This window comes from Pseudomonas fluorescens (assembly GCF_003732425.1).
GTDB classification, from domain to species: Bacteria; Pseudomonadota; Gammaproteobacteria; order Pseudomonadales; family Pseudomonadaceae; genus Aquipseudomonas; species Aquipseudomonas fluorescens_BE.
The window spans coordinates 194,778-210,027 of record NZ_MOBX01000001.1; the positions used below are offsets into that span (position 1 = coordinate 194,778).

Here is a 15,250-nt window from a genome sequence, read left to right on the forward strand (position 1 = left end):
TCCCCTCTCCCTCCGGGAGAGGGATAGGGTGAGGGCCTTCTAACTGACTCGCCGCTCAATCCCATGCTTACGCAGCTTCCTGTAAAGAGTGTTGCGGCTGACACCTAGTTGCTGCGCCGTTTGGGTCATGTGCCAGCGGGTTTGCTCCAGCGTATTGAGCAGAGCCAACCGCTCGGCATCTTCCAGTGGATGCTCGCAAGACTCGACTGGTGAAATGACTGGCCGCCCCTGCCGAATCATCACCGGCAAATCCTCCAGCCCGATCCGCCCTTCATCACACAACGCCGCCAGCGTGCGCAGCACATTGCGCAACTGGCGCACGTTGCCCGGCCAGTTGAAGGCCAGCAACGCTTGGCGCGCCGGTTCGTCGATCAGGATCGTTTCGCCGCCCGCCTCCTCGGCGAGCAGGAAATCCAGCAACTGCGATTTATCACTGCGGGCGCGTAACGCCGGCAACGCCACTTCCAGGCCGTTGAGCCGGTAATACAAATCCTCGCGGAAGCTGCCATCCGCAACCCGTTCCAACAGATTACGGTGGGTGGCGCTGATGATTCGCACGTTGACTGATTCCGGCTCGCCACCGATCGGCACCACTTGCCGGTCCTCAAGCACGCGCAACAAACGAGTTTGCAACGCCAAAGGCATGTCACCGATTTCATCAAGGAACAACGTACCGCCATCGGCCTGCTGCAACTTGCCGCGCATACCGTCCTTGCGCGCGCCGGTGAAGCTGCCGCCGCGATAGCCGAACAGTTCGCTTTCGATCAGGCTTTCAGGAATGGCCGCGCAGTTGAGCGCGACAAAGGCTTTGTTCGAACGCTGGCTGGCCTGGTGCACAGCCTTGGCGAAGGCTTCCTTGCCGGAGCCGGTTTCGCCATTGATCAGCAACGGCACATCACGCTCGAAGACGCGCAGGGCTTTGCGGAAATCCGCCTGCAAGGCCTCATCACCGAGACAAATGCCCGCCAAGCGCGCAGGTGCCGGAATGACCGGCGCGGGCATGATCGGCGTTGGTCTGCGCGACTCTCCGCGCAACACGGCAAACAGCTGCCGGCCGTCCCGAGTGCGCAACGGCCAACTGGCGCTGGCATGGGCACTCGCGCGGCCAAGCAACTCATCCAGTGAACAATCGAAAAACGCCTCGACCGGTTTACCCAGTAAGCCGCCACGAATATGCCCGAGCAAATTCAACGCACTCTGGTTGACCGCACTGATCCGCCCTTCGCCGTCAAACGCCAGCAAGCCTTCGCTGAACAACCCGACCGATTCGGCCTGCAGATGAAAGCGCAGCAACCATTGGTTATCGAAACAGCGCAGGAAGTAGCAACTCTCGATCATCTTCGCCGAGAGGTTGACCAGCGCCATGGTGTGAAACTGGCTTTGCCGCGAGACATCGTGGCGCGCCGAGGACACGTCGAGTACCGCCAGCAGCTCACCGTGCGGGTCGAACACCGGGCTGGCAGAACAGGTCAGGCCGGTGTGACGGCCGCGAAAGTGTTCATCTTGATGAATGGTCAGCGCCTGCCGTTCAACCAGGCAGGTGCCGATGCCGTTGGTGCCTTCGCAGGCTTCGCTCCAGTCGGCGCCGAGCCAGAGGCCGGCACGTTCGAAAATCTTGCGTTCGGCGGGCGCGGTGACGCAGTTGAGGATCACCCCGCGCGCGTCGGTCAGCAGCACCGCGTGGCCGGCGCCGGAGAGTTGTTGATGCAGGCTGCTCATTTCATTGCCGGCGATCTGCAACACTTGTTGCAGGCGTTCGCGGCTTTCCAGTACGCGCCCGTGTTCGAGCACGGTCGGCGCCATGGTCAGAGCCGGGTCGAGGTGATAGTCCTCCAGACAGCGCAGCCACGAACGAGCAATCGACGGATCGGCACCGGGACCGTGCAGGTGCGGTTTGCCCTGGGTCACGGTGAGCACCTGTTGGGCATGGCGACTCAAATGGTTGTCGTGCATTTCTTATTGTTCTCCCCGAAAGCCATACTCCGGCATTCGGAGTTGGCACCACCTTGTGGCGAGGGAGCTTGCTCCCGCTCGAGTGCGCAGCGCTCGCCAAAGTTCATGATCGGTGACATTTTGGGGCCGCTTCGCAGCCCAGCGGGAGCAAGCTCCCTCGCCACAGAAGAGCGCTCTGCGGCAATTTGACGCCCAGCATCCTCCAGCCGCCCCGGCATTGCAATGCTGGCAAGACCGGTCAGTCACCGGCTGTGCCGAAAGCGGTACAAACTGTCACTCGACCTGTACCGAAACCGTCACAGGCGCAATCCACTCGTCCGACATAAACCGCCCAACCCCTTGATTTACAGGCCCTGCACGGCAGTGGCCCGACCTTTGCTCTACGCTTATAGCAAGCGCACTTGCGCGTTTCTCTAATAAGTACAAAGCCAAGGAGAACATCATCATGCGTTACGCTCACCCCGGTACTGAAGGCGCCAAAGTCTCGTTCAAGAGCAAGTACGGTAACTACATCGGCGGCGAGTTCGTCGCGCCTGTCAAAGGTCAGTACTTCACTAACACCTCGCCAGTGAATGGCCAACCGATTGCCGAATTCCCCCGCTCCACTGCCGAAGACATCGACAAGGCACTGGACGCCGCCCACGCCGCTGCCGATGCGTGGGGCGCGACCTCTGTGCAGGCGCGCTCGCTGATCCTGCTGAAAATCGCCGACCGCATCGAAGAAAACCTCGAACTGCTGGCGATCACCGAAACCTGGGACAACGGCAAAGCCATCCGCGAAACCCTCAACGCCGACATCCCGCTGGCTGCCGACCATTTCCGCTACTTCGCCGGGTGCCTGCGCGCCCAGGAAGGCAGCGCTGCCGAAATCGACGGCAACACCGTGGCCTATCACATCCATGAACCACTGGGCGTGGTCGGTCAGATCATCCCGTGGAACTTCCCGCTGCTGATGGCCGCGTGGAAACTCGCCCCGGCGCTGGCCGCCGGTAACTGCGTGGTGCTCAAGCCTGCCGAGCAGACTCCACTGGGCATCTGCGTGTTGATGGAGCTGATCGGTGATCTGCTGCCACCGGGCGTGCTCAACGTGGTGCAAGGTTTCGGCAAAGAAGCCGGCGAAGCCCTGGCGACCAGTAAACGCATCGCCAAAATCGCCTTTACCGGCTCGACCCCGGTCGGCTCACACATCATGAAATGCGCTGCCGAAAACATCATTCCGTCCACCGTGGAGCTGGGCGGCAAATCGCCGAACATCTTCTTCGAAGACATCATGCAGGCCGAACCGAGCTTCATCGAAAAAGCCGCTGAAGGTCTGGTGCTGGCATTCTTCAACCAGGGCGAAGTGTGCACCTGCCCGTCGCGCGCACTCGTGCAAGAGTCGATCTATGACGAATTCATGCAAGCGGTGATGAAGAAAGTCAGCCAGATCAAGCGTGGCGATCCGCTGGACACCGACACCATGGTCGGCGCCCAGGCGTCCGAGCAGCAATTCGACAAGATCCTGTCGTACCTGGAAATCGCCAAGGGTGAAGGCGCCGAGCTGCTGACCGGCGGCAAGGTGGAAAAACTCGAGGGCAGTCTCGCGACCGGCTATTACATCCAGCCGACCCTGCTCAAGGGCACCAACAAAATGCGCGTGTTCCAGGAAGAAATCTTCGGCCCGGTGGTGAGCATCACCACCTTCAAGGACGAAGCCGAAGCCCTGGCGATTGCCAACGACACCGAGTTCGGCCTCGGCGCCGGTCTGTGGACCCGCGACATCAACCGCGCCTACCGCATGGGCCGCGCGATCAAGGCCGGTCGCGTGTGGACCAACTGCTACCACCTGTACCCGGCGCATGCCGCGTTCGGCGGGTACAAGAAATCCGGCGTTGGTCGTGAAACCCACAAGATGATGCTCGACCACTATCAGCAGACCAAAAACCTGCTGGTGAGCTACGACATCAATCCGTTGGGCTTCTTCTAAAACCCGAGGGCGACTCAGATATTTCTGTGTCGCCCTTTCAAAGGCTTTCGCGAGCAGGCTCGCTCCCACAGTGGATTTGTGGCGAGCCAACTCCCTTGTGGGAGCGAGCCTGCTCGCGAAGGCGTCCTGTCTGACACACCACCAATGGTCTGGCCGCTCTGGCACGGCCCTTGCGTACCCGTCATTCAGGTTTTGCGTGATAACTGCCGCTGCGTGAACAGCACTCCTCCACCTCAACCGCCACACCCGAAAGTCCAACAGATCGAACAATAAAAAACAGAGAGGACTTATGACTTCCACCACACAACTCAAACCCACACTCGGCACCCTGCATCTATGGGGCATTGCCGTCGGCCTGGTGATTTCCGGCGAATACTTCGGCTGGAGTTACGGCTGGGGCACGGCCGGCACCCTCGGTTTTCTGGTCACGGCGCTGATGGTCGCGACCATGTACACCTGTTTCATCTTCAGTTTCACCGAACTGACTACCGCAATTCCCCACGCCGGCGGGCCGTTTGCCTACAGCCGTCGGGCGTTCGGCGAGAAAGGCGGGTTGATCGCTGGCATCGCCACCCTGATCGAGTTCGTCTTTGCGCCACCGGCGATTGCCATGGCCATCGGCGCCTACCTCAATGTGCAATATCCGGAGCTTGATCCGAAGATCGCCGCGGTCGGGGCGTACTTTGTGTTCATGACCCTGAATATCCTCGGCGTCAGCATCGCCGCGACTTTTGAACTGGTGGTCACGGTGCTGGCGGTTGCCGAGTTGCTGGTGTTCATGGGCGTGGTCGCGCCGGGCTTCAGCTTCAGCAATTTCGTGCTCAACGGCTGGTCGGGCGCCAACGAATTCACCCTGGGTTCGATTCCCGGAATCTTCGCGGCGATACCATTTGCGATCTGGTTCTTCCTAGCCATCGAAGGTGCCGCCATGGCGGCCGAAGAGGCCAAAGACCCGAAACGCACGATTCCCAAGGCCTACGTCAGCGGCATTCTGACCCTGGTGTTCCTCGCCATCGGCGTGATGGTCATGGCCGGCGGCGTTGGCGACTGGCGTCAACTGTCGAACATCAACGATCCGCTGCCGCAAGCGATGAAAGCCGTGGTTGGCAACAACTCGACGTGGATGCACATGCTGGTGTGGATCGGCCTGTTTGGCCTGGTGGCGAGCTTCCACGGGATCATCCTCGGTTACTCGCGGCAGTTCTTCGCCCTCGCCCGTGCCGGTTATCTGCCGAAAAGCCTGGCCAAGCTGTCGCGCTTCCAGACCCCGCACCGGGCAATTCTGGCTGGCGGCGTGATCGGCATCGCGGCGATTTACAGCGACGGTCTGGTCAACCTGCAAGGCATGACCCTGACTGCCGCGATGATCACCATGTCGGTGTTCGGTGCGATCGTGATGTACATCATCAGCATGCTCAGCCTGTTCAGACTGCGTAAGACCGAGCCGAATCTGGAGCGGACCTTCCGCGCCCCGGGCTATCCGGTGGTGCCGGCGATTGCGCTGTTTCTGGCGGTGGTGTGCCTGGTGGCGATGGCGTGGTTCAACACGCTGATCGGTTGTGTGTTCCTTGGATTCATGGCCGCCGGTTACCTGTATTTCCAGCTGACCGCCAAGCAGCGCTCCGAAGCGCCGGCAGACGCTATGCTCGAAGGTATCTAGTTGCACCGGCACCGGGCCTTTCGCCCGGTGCCCGCTATATAGAAGTGCACGCTGCCTCCTGTAGGAGCTGCCGAAGGCTGCGATCTTTTAATCCTGCATTTTCAAGATCAAGATCAAAAGATCGCAGCCTTCGGCAGCTCCTACGAGGGTGTATCAATTATTGGAGGACACCGCCCCATGGCCGCATTCGCCCATTCCGTCGGCGCCCAGACCTATCGCTTCGACAGCCTCAAGGACGTCATGGCCAAGGCCAGCCCGGCGCGTTCAGGGGACTTTCTTGCCGGCGTCGCCGCGCTCAATGACGGCGAGCGCGTGGCCGCACAAATGGCCCTGGCCGACATCCCGCTCACGCATTTCCTGCAAGAAGCGCTGATTCCTTATGAGTCCGATGAAGTCACCCGCCTGATCATCGACACTCACGACAAACAAGCCTTCGCCGTAGTCAGCCACCTTACCGTCGGCGGCTTCCGCGACTGGCTGCTCAGCGACGCGGCCGACGAAACCAGTCTGCGCAACCTCGCCCCCGGCCTGACTCCGGAAATGGTCGCCGCCGTGTCGAAGATCATGCGCGTGCAGGATCTGGTGCTGGTGGCGCAAAAGATCCGCGTGGTCACCAAATTCCGCGGCACCCTCGGCCTGCGCGGACGCCTGTCGACGCGCCTGCAACCCAATCACCCGACCGACGAACCGTCTGGCATCGCCGCAAGCATTCTCGACGGCCTGCTCTACGGCAACGGCGACGCGATGATCGGCATCAACCCGGCCACCGACAGCATCGCCTCGATCTGCGCGATGCTGGAAATGCTCGACGCGATCATCCAGCGCTACGACATCCCGACTCAGGCCTGCGTGCTGACCCACGTCACCACCTCCATCGAGGCGATCAATCGCGGCGTGCCGCTGGATCTGGTGTTTCAGTCGATTGCCGGCACCGAAGCGGCCAACGCCAGTTTCGGTATCAACCTGAATGTCTTACAGGAAGGCTACGACGCCGGCCTGAGCCTGAATCGCGGCACGCTCGGGCAAAACCTGATGTATTTCGAAACCGGTCAAGGCAGTGCACTGTCGGCCAACGCCCACCACGGTGTCGACCAACAGACCTGCGAAACGCGGGCCTACGCTGTGGCACGACATTTCAAACCGTTTCTGGTGAACACCGTCGTAGGATTTATCGGCCCGGAGTACCTCTACAACGGCAAACAGATCATCCGCGCCGGCCTCGAAGACCATTTCTGCGGCAAATTGCTCGGCGTGCCGATGGGCTGCGACATCTGCTATACCAACCACGCCGAAGCCGATCAGGACGACATGGACACCCTGCTGACGTTGCTCGGCGTGGCCGGGATCAACTTCATCATGGGCATTCCTGGCTCCGACGACATCATGCTCAACTACCAGACCACCTCGTTCCATGACGCGCTCTACGCCCGTCAGACCCTGGGCCTGAAACCGGCGCCGGAGTTCGAGCAGTGGCTGGCGAACATGGGCATCTTCACGCAAGCGGACGGCAAGGTTCGTTTCGGTAACAACTTGCCGCCGGCCTTCCGCCAGGCACTGGCGCAACTGGGATGAGTCGTATGGAAAAACCGCCCGTGGACCCGCAAAACCCTTGGCTGGAACTGCGCCGCCTGACGCCTGCGCGGATCGCCCTCGGCCGCACCGGCACCAGTTTGCCGACCAGCGCGCAACTGGATTTCCAGTTCGCCCATGCGCAGGCGCGCGATGCTGTGCACTTGCCGTTCGATCACGCCGCGCTCAGCGCGCAACTGACTGAACGGGGCCGCGAAAGCCTTTTGCTGCACAGCGCGGCAGTGGATCGCAACAGCTATCTGCAACGCCCGGATCTGGGCCGCAAGCTCAGCGATGAATCAGCGCAGGCCTTGCGTGATTACGCTGCGGCGCATCCCGGCGGTGTCGATCTGGCGATTGTCGTGGCCGACGGCCTGTCGGCACTGGCGGTGCACCGCCACACGCTGCCGTTTCTCAGCCGTCTTGAGGAGCAAATGAGCGCTGATGGCTGGTCGATGGCCCCGGTTGTCCTCGTGGAACAGGGTCGCGTTGCCGTCGGTGATGAAATCGGTCAACTGCTCGGCGCAAAAATGCTGGTGATGCTGATCGGCGAGCGCCCGGGCCTGAGTTCGCCAGACAGCCTCGGGTTATATTTCACCTACAATCCAAAGGTCGGACTGACCGACGCCTACCGCAACTGCATTTCCAACGTGCGGCTTGAGGGCTTGAGCTACGGCATGGCGGCGCACCGCTTGCTCTATCTGATGCGCGAAGCCTGTCGGCGGCAGTTGTCGGGAGTCAACCTGAAGGACGAAGCACAGGTTCAGACGCTGGAATCGGACGTCGGTGTAGACATGAAAGGTAATTTCCTACTGGATCCGCCCACAACCTGAACCGTTTCCGCATTGCGTTTCTGCGCCGCTTTCAGGCAGGATCGATGCACGGCCGCACGGGTTTCCCATCGCCGTCAGAGCATTTGAAGACAGCCACTTGAAGACGAGACCTATCATGCGGATTATTCAAGCGACCCTCGAACATCTGGATTTGTTGACCCCATTGTTCGTCAAATATCGCGAGTTCTACGGTTCCCTGCCTTACCCGGATTCCTCCCGTGCCTTCCTTGAAAAGCGTCTGCGCCGCAAGGAATCGGTGATCTACCTGGCACTGGCCGATGATGACGACAAGAAACTGATGGGTTTCTGTCAGCTTTATCCGAGCTTTTCTTCGCTGTCGCTCAAGCGCGTGTGGATCCTCAACGACATCTATGTCGCCGAAGACGCCCGCCGGCAATTGGTCGCCGACAACCTGATCCGCACCGCGAAGAAAATGGCCAAGGAAACCCAGGCCGTGCGCATGCGTGTTTCCACCAGCAGCAACAATGAAGTCGCGCAGAAAACCTACGAATCCATCGGGTTCAAGGAAGACACCGAGTTCAAGAACTACGTATTGCCGATCAGCGAAGAGCTCTAGCACTCATCAAGGGCCTGTTGTGGCGAGGGAGCTTGCTCACGCCGGGCTGCGAAGCGGCCCCACCTCAGTCATCTCAACAGGTCAGGCAAATCAAGGCTTGGGAGTGCTCCGCCCTCCAGCGGGAGCAAGCTCCCTCGCCACACCAACCTTGCAGCCACCATCAATGCCTACCTGACAATTGTTCACACCCCGACATCCCCCGCTACAAAACCAACGCGCTTTTCATCTTTCAGACCGTATAATCCCGACCTTTCCGGCTTGTAAGAAAAACTACACCCCGCTGTAGGCTTACACCAAGTCATCCGCACAGGCCCGCCGAGTCAGGCCGTCAAACAGGTGCCCCCATGGATTTCAACCCGCTCGACCTTATCCTGCATCTCGATGTTTACCTCGATTTGCTGGTGAACAACTATGGTCCATGGATCTACGCCATTCTGTTTCTGGTGATTTTCTGTGAAACCGGTTTGGTGGTGATGCCATTCCTGCCGGGTGATTCCTTGCTGTTCATTGCCGGCGCCGTTGCCGCTGGCGGTGGCATGGATCCAGTGCTGCTGGGCGGTCTGCTGATGCTCGCGGCCATACTCGGTGACAGCACCAACTACGTGATCGGACGAACGGCCGGCGAGAAACTGTTCAGTAACCCGAACTCGAAAATCTTCCGTCGCGATTACCTGCAGAAAACCCACGATTTCTATGACAAGCATGGTGGCAAGACCGTAACCCTGGCGCGCTTCCTACCGATCATCCGTACCTTTGCGCCGTTCGTCGCTGGCGTAGCGAAGATGCCATACCCACGCTTCTTCGGTTTCAGCGTACTGGGCACCATCCTCTGGGTTGGCGGACTGGTCACGCTGGGCTACTTCTTCGGCAACGTACCGTTCATCAAGAAAAACCTGTCGTTGCTGGTGGTGGCGATCATTCTGCTGTCGCTGGTGCCAATGATTCTCGGCGTGGTTCGCAGCCGTTTCGGCGGCACCAAAGCCCAATCGCACTAAGCCGATGTGGTCGCTGAGCGCCTGGCGTCGCCGGCGCATTCTGGCGAAGAACCCGATTGCCGACGACATGTGGCAACGGGTGCGCCATCACCTGAGTTTTCTTGACGGCATCAGCGCTGCCGAAGACCAGTGGCTGCGCGAAGCGTGCGTGCTGTTCCTCGAAGACAAACACCTGAGCGCCCTGCCCGGCGTCGAACTGCATCAGGAACAACGCCTGCTGCTCGCTGCCCAGGCGCAATTACCCCTGCTCAATCTTGGCGATCTGAACTGGTATCAAGGTTTCCACGAGATCGTGCTCTACCCCGACGACTTTCTCAGCCCGCAACGGCATCGCGACGCCAGCGGCGTCGAGCATGAGTGGGACGGCGAGCACAGTGGCGAAGCCTGGCAACAGGGGCCGATCATCCTCGCCTGGCCGGGCGTGATGGCCAGTGGCGGCTGGGAAGGTTACAACCTGGTCATTCACGAACTGGCGCACAAACTCGACATGCTCAACGGTGATGCCAACGGCCTGCCGCCGCTGCATGCCGACATGCGAGTGAGTGACTGGGCCGAGGTGATGCAGCATGCCTATGACGACCTCAATCGCCAGCTCGATCGCAACCCTGACGCCGAAACCGCCATCGATCCCTACGCCGCCGAAAACCCGGCGGAATTCTTCGCGGTCACCAGCGAATATTTCTTCAGCGCCCCGGACCTGCTGCACGAGGCTTATCCACAGGTCTACTTGCAACTGAAGCTTTTCTACCGGCAGGATCCGTTGAGCCGATTGCGGCAACTTCAGGCCACAGACCCGGTCTATCAGGCGCACGACTAAGGTCTGCACGACTTTCGGTACATGGCGTCGACGGCAGAATATGCCTATAATCGCCGCCACTTTTTGGTCAATCCGGCCAAGTGTTTTTGGTCAACTACGGGGGCAACGCCCAATGAGCTACAGCAAGATTCCGGCTGGCAAAGACCTGCCGAACGACATCTACGTCGCGATCGAGATCCCGGCCAACCACGCGCCGATCAAATACGAAATCGACAAAGACAGCGATTGCCTGTTCGTTGACCGTTTCATGGCCACCCCAATGTTCTACCCGGCCAACTACGGTTTCATCCCGAACACCCTGGCTGACGACGGTGATCCCCTCGACGTACTGGTTGTGACCCCTTACCCGGTTGCTCCAGGCTCGGTGATCCGCGCGCGTCCAGTCGGCATCCTGAACATGACCGACGACGGCGGCGGCGATGCCAAAGTCATCGCAGTGCCACACGACAAGCTGTCCCAGCTGTACGTCGATGTGAAGGAATACACCGACCTGCCGCCACTGCTGATCCAGCAGATCGAGCACTTCTTCGCGAACTACAAAGATCTCGAAAAAGGCAAATGGGTCAAGATCGAAGGCTGGGCCGGTGCAGACGCCGCCCGCGAAGCGATCACCAAGTCGGTTGCCGCCTACAAAGGCTAAGCACTTGCGCTACGTGTAAGGCTTGAAGAAAACCCCGGTTGATCCGGGGTTTTTTGTGCTTGGGAAAAGCCGCCTTAAACAGAGTGTTTATGACGGACTACAGAAAAGTTTTGGCCTGTGTAATTTCCCACAAGGACGTCTTACATCCCGTCGCAAAATTCAGCCCGTTTTTGAACGGCAGGTTTATTCAAACTGCTCTAGCACGGCCGTAGACTCCGTGTTTATGAGAAAGAACACTAGCGGTCCAAGATTCAAGGCACTCCTGGAAGCTGCGAACATCTCGACGACGGGTTTCGCAAAGTTCTGGGGCACGGAAGCCCAAAATGTCCACAACTGGTACACCCGGGGCGTCCCGGCGTATCGAATGGAAGAAGTCTCACGCCTGCTGTCCGTCAACAGCGAATGGCTGAAAACCGGCGAAGGCACAAAAGAGCTGCCGAGCCTGGCTCCATCTGCCAGCAACGGCGACAGCTTCGACGCCCACGACCCTCAGGGCGCCTACCGATTCATCCACCCCAACGACATCGAACTGGCTTTTTTCAAAGAAACGCCACTGACCACCGGCTCCGACAAAACCCATGTCATCCAGGACCCGGACCTGTCCATCCGCCTGCTGCGCGCCCCACTGGATCAACTGGAAATCCGCCACGCCGACGCCATCTGTGCGCACATGATCGGCAACAGCATGGCCGAACGCATCGAAGACGGCTCCATCGTCGCCATCGACCGCAGCCTGACCCAAGTCGTCGACGGCGAAATCTACGCCATCGAACACGACGGCATGCTGCGCATCAAATACCTGCACCGCATGCCCGGCAACGGCTTGCGCCTGCGCAGCCACAACAACGCTGAATACCCGGACGAAGTGTTCCGCCCGGCACAGATCGAGGAGCAACGGATTCATATATTGGGCTGGGTTTTCTGGTGGTCGACGGTGAGCAAGCGGCGGCCGGTGGTGCCGTTTCTCTGACTTGATGCGTTTTTTCGAGTTTGCACTGAACCCTGTGGGAGCGAGCCTGCTCGCGAAGAGGCCCGGACAAACGGTACAAATACCGGATTTCCATCGAAGAAGTCGCTCTAAACCGCACTTCAGGCTGGGAATCCCAAGCAAAACTCAGTATCCTGCGCCCCACATTTGCGCATCGACCCGCCCCGCGGCTCAGAGAGCGCCCGACGCGGCAGACCAACGTCTGACCAAGTCCCACAGCCGGACGCAGATCCGGATGTACGTTTTGAAGGCTGGCGCGGTTTACCAAAAATAAACCAAGCCAGTCCCCGAGAAGCCGGCCACAAGCCGGCTTTTTAATGCCTGAAAGAAAGTGCTCCGTCAGCCGCCCACACGCTTACAAGGAAAGTAAAACGTGCAGCTCGCCAGTTACCACTCTGTTCTGAAATCAGCCGTTTTGACTGCCGTTTTAGGCTTTTTCCTCTCTGGCTGCGTCGGAGCCATCGTGGCCCTGCCGGAGAAAACCACGCTCAGAACAGATGAGCATAAAGCCCTCAGCGCACGCTCGATTAAGCCGAATATCACTAGGACCGATAGATCGATACCCACTCGAGAATGGTGCGGTATCACGGTATGGGCGCTGGTGATTCCTGTGCCGTTGAAGTTGCCAGTGTGTACGTCGTACGTAGAACAGTCCTTCGGCAACGACGAATTTGGCAACGAAGTGGTTTTGCTCAACTCAGAGCAAAAAGTGGCATCTCCGTTCTACGCTTGCGGCCCGTTGATGGTGCTGGGGCCGGTAGTTCACGGATATCAGGGCAATGCGCTCTGCGGTGTATTCCCCAAATAACCGAAGCTTCACGGATAACTGAACGCCTTAACCAACGTCAGCTCGCCCACCGCCCGCATCGGGATCAAAAACGTCTCCATCTTCTCGCTCGGCGTCCCCTCTTCAGTAATCACCGTCACCTGCGCCGTGGTCAGTGCCTGTACCGCTTCATCCCCACCCTCATCATCCCCGCGATAGCCACCGCCGTAGTAATTCACATACACCAAATACTGCCCCTTGATCGGCGCCGGCATGGCAAAGATTTCCGGGCCGTAGCCAGTGGTGACGTCGACGTCGAGGGCCGCGCCGTTGGCGGCGCTGCGGTGGCCGTACCAGATGTGGGCGCCGTCGGGGGTGATGAGGTGCAGGTCGAGGTCGGTGCCGTCGCTGTCCCAGGCCAGCAGCACGCGCAATTTGGCCGGGGTGGCGCCGCCGCTGGTGTTGAGGAATTGCGTGCGGTGGCGTTGCTGGCCATCGGGGCTGCGCACTTCGACGCTGTTGCTGCCGTTGGGGAAGGAGAACGGGCGGTCGAAGCGGCCGCTGTCGTCGATTTTCAGCGGCATGCTCACGCCGTTGACGATCAGGCGGCCGGGTTCGTTGTCCTTCCGCGCCGCTTTGATCTCGCCGCTGATGCGGGCGGTGTTGGCCTGGCCGACCGGGGTGTTGACCGATGAGGCCGGGTAGTTGACGGTCTGGCGGAAGCTTTCGCCCTCGCCTTCCGGGGCGCCGCTGCGCCAGCCGCCGACCGGGGTGTCGAGTTTGACGCCGTCGGCAGCGATGGCCGGCGAGAGCGCAGTCAAGGTGCAGAGCAGCAGCAAGACCTGCGGATAACGGAGTGTCATGGTCTATTCCAGCAAAAGATGACGGGCGAGCCCTTCGATGTAGGTTTCATCCTGGCCGTTGGGATGTGCTTCAAAGGCCAGGTGCAGATATTCGTGGGTCAGGTCGAGGCGATCCTGCAGGGTCAGCACACCGCGTACGTAGATGCGTTGGCGTTCGCGATCGACGAAGGGCCGACCGAAAGCCAGTTTGCACACGGCGAAGGTGCTGACTTCGTTGTAGCCGGTTTCGCTTTCCAGCGTCGGACGCCAACCGCGTCGCTGTTTCTGCAGCCAGTCTTGCGCAGCGGGCAGCGCTTCGCAGGAGGCGACGGGGTTGTCCCAGCGGCTGAGGCTGGCGCGGGGATAGGCGTGCAGCAGAATCGCGTCGTAGCGCTGGCCGGCGTTGGCCTGCTCGACGGCTTGTTGCCAGGCGAGTTTGTCCGGGCCGGGTTGGTCGGAGTGATAGGTGACGGTGCTGCCGGCCAGTACCAGATCGGCAGTCCATGCGGCGATGTTGCGCGATTCGGGCGAAGCAGGACGCGGGGCGACGCGCTGGCGGTTGCTGCTGTCGTCGATGCTCAGGCAGTCGCCGTTGCGCGTAGCGTTTTGCAGCAGATAAGTGCGGATTGCCACCGCCAACGCTTTGGCCGCTTCGGCGGGTTCGGGTTTGGCTTCGCGCTCAAGGACGCGGGCGACGTATTCTTCGCGATCAAGCCTTGCGACGAGTTTGTCGTTGAGCAGAAACAGTTCGCCGTCGCTATGGATATCCAGCGCGTTGCCGTTGGCGAATTCGACGCGGTAGTCGCCTTGCAGCGGGCCGGAAGTCGCCGGGCGCTCGCCAGCCAAAACCCGCGTGACCGGGTAGCGCGAGAACAGTCCGACTTCAACACAACGCCCCGCCTCGGCCGGCCATGCCGCTGGCAACACCGTCGCCAACGCCTGCCCATAATGGCGCAAGACCATCTGACTGGTGCCACGCCCGCCCGCCCAGACCGGCGAGCCGTCTGCCGTCCAACCAGCGAAACCACCCTGGCGCGACTGCGGGTCCTGATCGCCGAGCCAGCTCCAGGTTTTCACCCGCAGGCGGCCTCCGAGTTCGCCGACGACATTGCCGTCAGCCGCGTTCAGGACCACGTCGAGTAATACGCGGCGCATCTGATCTTGCGCCGGCAACACCGACAACACCTTCAGCAAGTCAGCCACCGAAACCCGAGTAGCCGGTTGCACCGACGGTAAATCGAGCAACCACGACGGCGCCTGCCGCGCCTGCCAATACGTGCGCCAATCGGCAGAAGCGATGCCCAACCGCGCCGGCTCAAAGTACAACCCGCAGGATTTTACCAACGCCTGATCACGCTCGATCTTGCCGCCCGCCGAGCAGCAATAAACCTCTTCCTTCGACTGCCCGCGACATTCATACGCCGGCTCGCGCGCACCGGTATCGACCAGCCACGCGTAGACAAACAATTTCCACAGGCTGCCCAGGGGTGTATCGAGCGTCGCCGGCAAGGACTCGCGGGCGATCAGTTGCGTCTGATTCAACGACAACAACTCGCCCTTATAGGCCACGCGCAACGGCTCATCCTGCGCCGTCGCCAGCGCAGGTATCACACACATCAGCAGCCACAGCAGCGGCCGGTTCAT

The 15,250-nt window shown here is 60.3% G+C and carries 13 protein-coding genes; 10 read left to right on the forward strand and 3 right to left on the reverse strand.

The genetic code is table 11. From position 1 onward, the window contains the following. Nucleotides 1-39 precede the first annotated feature (39 nt). The gene (locus BK670_RS00965) at nucleotides 40-1,953 is read right to left on the reverse strand and encodes a sigma-54-dependent Fis family transcriptional regulator (protein ID WP_123448264.1); all 1,914 of its coding nucleotides are present in this window, start codon (nucleotides 1,951-1,953) and stop codon (nucleotides 40-42) included. Between the two features lie 445 nt (nucleotides 1,954-2,398). On the opposite strand from BK670_RS00965, the gene exaC reads away from it, so the two are divergent. The 10 genes from exaC (at nucleotide 2,399) to BK670_RS01015 (ending at nucleotide 12,806) form a co-directional block, all read left to right on the forward strand. Continuing rightward, entirely contained in the window at nucleotides 2,399-3,919 is a 1,521-nt protein-coding gene (gene exaC, locus BK670_RS00970) for an acetaldehyde dehydrogenase ExaC (protein ID WP_123448265.1), read from the forward strand. Nucleotides 3,920-4,208: 289 nt separating this feature from the next. Further along, nucleotides 4,209-5,579: an ethanolamine permease gene (eat, locus tag BK670_RS00975; RefSeq protein ID WP_123448266.1), complete on the forward strand. Its 1,371-nt coding sequence runs from the start codon at nucleotides 4,209-4,211 to the stop codon at nucleotides 5,577-5,579. A 177-nt stretch (nucleotides 5,580-5,756) separates the two neighbouring features. Further along, a complete protein-coding gene (locus BK670_RS00980; RefSeq protein ID WP_053124208.1) occupies nucleotides 5,757-7,151 on the forward strand; it encodes an ethanolamine ammonia-lyase subunit EutB in 1,395 nt (464 codons plus the stop codon). Continuing rightward, nucleotides 7,148-7,981, forward strand: a complete 834-nt coding sequence (eutC, locus tag BK670_RS00985; RefSeq protein ID WP_404942461.1) for an ethanolamine ammonia-lyase subunit EutC — start codon at nucleotides 7,148-7,150, stop codon at nucleotides 7,979-7,981. Before BK670_RS00980 ends, eutC begins: the two co-directional genes overlap by 4 nt. Nucleotides 7,982-8,096: 115 nt before the next feature. Continuing rightward, on the forward strand, nucleotides 8,097-8,558 hold the full coding sequence (locus BK670_RS00990) for a GNAT family N-acetyltransferase (protein ID WP_007910890.1): 462 nt from the start codon (nucleotides 8,097-8,099) through the stop codon (nucleotides 8,556-8,558). 344 nt (nucleotides 8,559-8,902) lie between these two features. Then, nucleotides 8,903-9,553 (forward strand): DedA family protein, encoded by a 651-nt coding sequence (locus BK670_RS00995; protein WP_007910892.1) that lies wholly within the window; start codon nucleotides 8,903-8,905, stop codon nucleotides 9,551-9,553. 4 nt (nucleotides 9,554-9,557) lie between these two features. After that, nucleotides 9,558-10,370, forward strand: a complete 813-nt coding sequence (locus BK670_RS01000) for a M90 family metallopeptidase (RefSeq protein ID WP_123448268.1) — start codon at nucleotides 9,558-9,560, stop codon at nucleotides 10,368-10,370. 112 nt (nucleotides 10,371-10,482) lie between these two features. Beyond that, entirely contained in the window at nucleotides 10,483-11,010 is a 528-nt protein-coding gene (gene ppa / locus BK670_RS01005; RefSeq protein WP_123448269.1) for an inorganic diphosphatase, read from the forward strand. Nucleotides 11,011-11,233: 223 nt separating this feature from the next. Next, nucleotides 11,234-11,980, forward strand: a complete 747-nt coding sequence (locus BK670_RS01010) for a S24 family peptidase (RefSeq protein WP_123448270.1) — start codon at nucleotides 11,234-11,236, stop codon at nucleotides 11,978-11,980. Nucleotides 11,981-12,371: 391 nt separating this feature from the next. After that, complete coding sequence (locus BK670_RS01015) at nucleotides 12,372-12,806, forward strand: hypothetical protein (protein ID WP_259697510.1); 435 nt, start codon at nucleotides 12,372-12,374, stop codon at nucleotides 12,804-12,806. A gap of 8 nt (nucleotides 12,807-12,814) precedes the next feature. Here the strand turns inward: BK670_RS01015 and BK670_RS01020 are convergent, their stop codons facing one another. Continuing rightward, a complete protein-coding gene (locus tag BK670_RS01020; RefSeq protein ID WP_123448271.1) occupies nucleotides 12,815-13,627 on the reverse strand; it encodes a YfaP family protein in 813 nt (270 codons plus the stop codon). A gap of 3 nt (nucleotides 13,628-13,630) precedes the next feature. Then, on the reverse strand, nucleotides 13,631-15,250 hold the full coding sequence (locus tag BK670_RS01025) for a DUF2300 domain-containing protein (protein ID WP_123448272.1): 1,620 nt from the start codon (nucleotides 15,248-15,250) through the stop codon (nucleotides 13,631-13,633).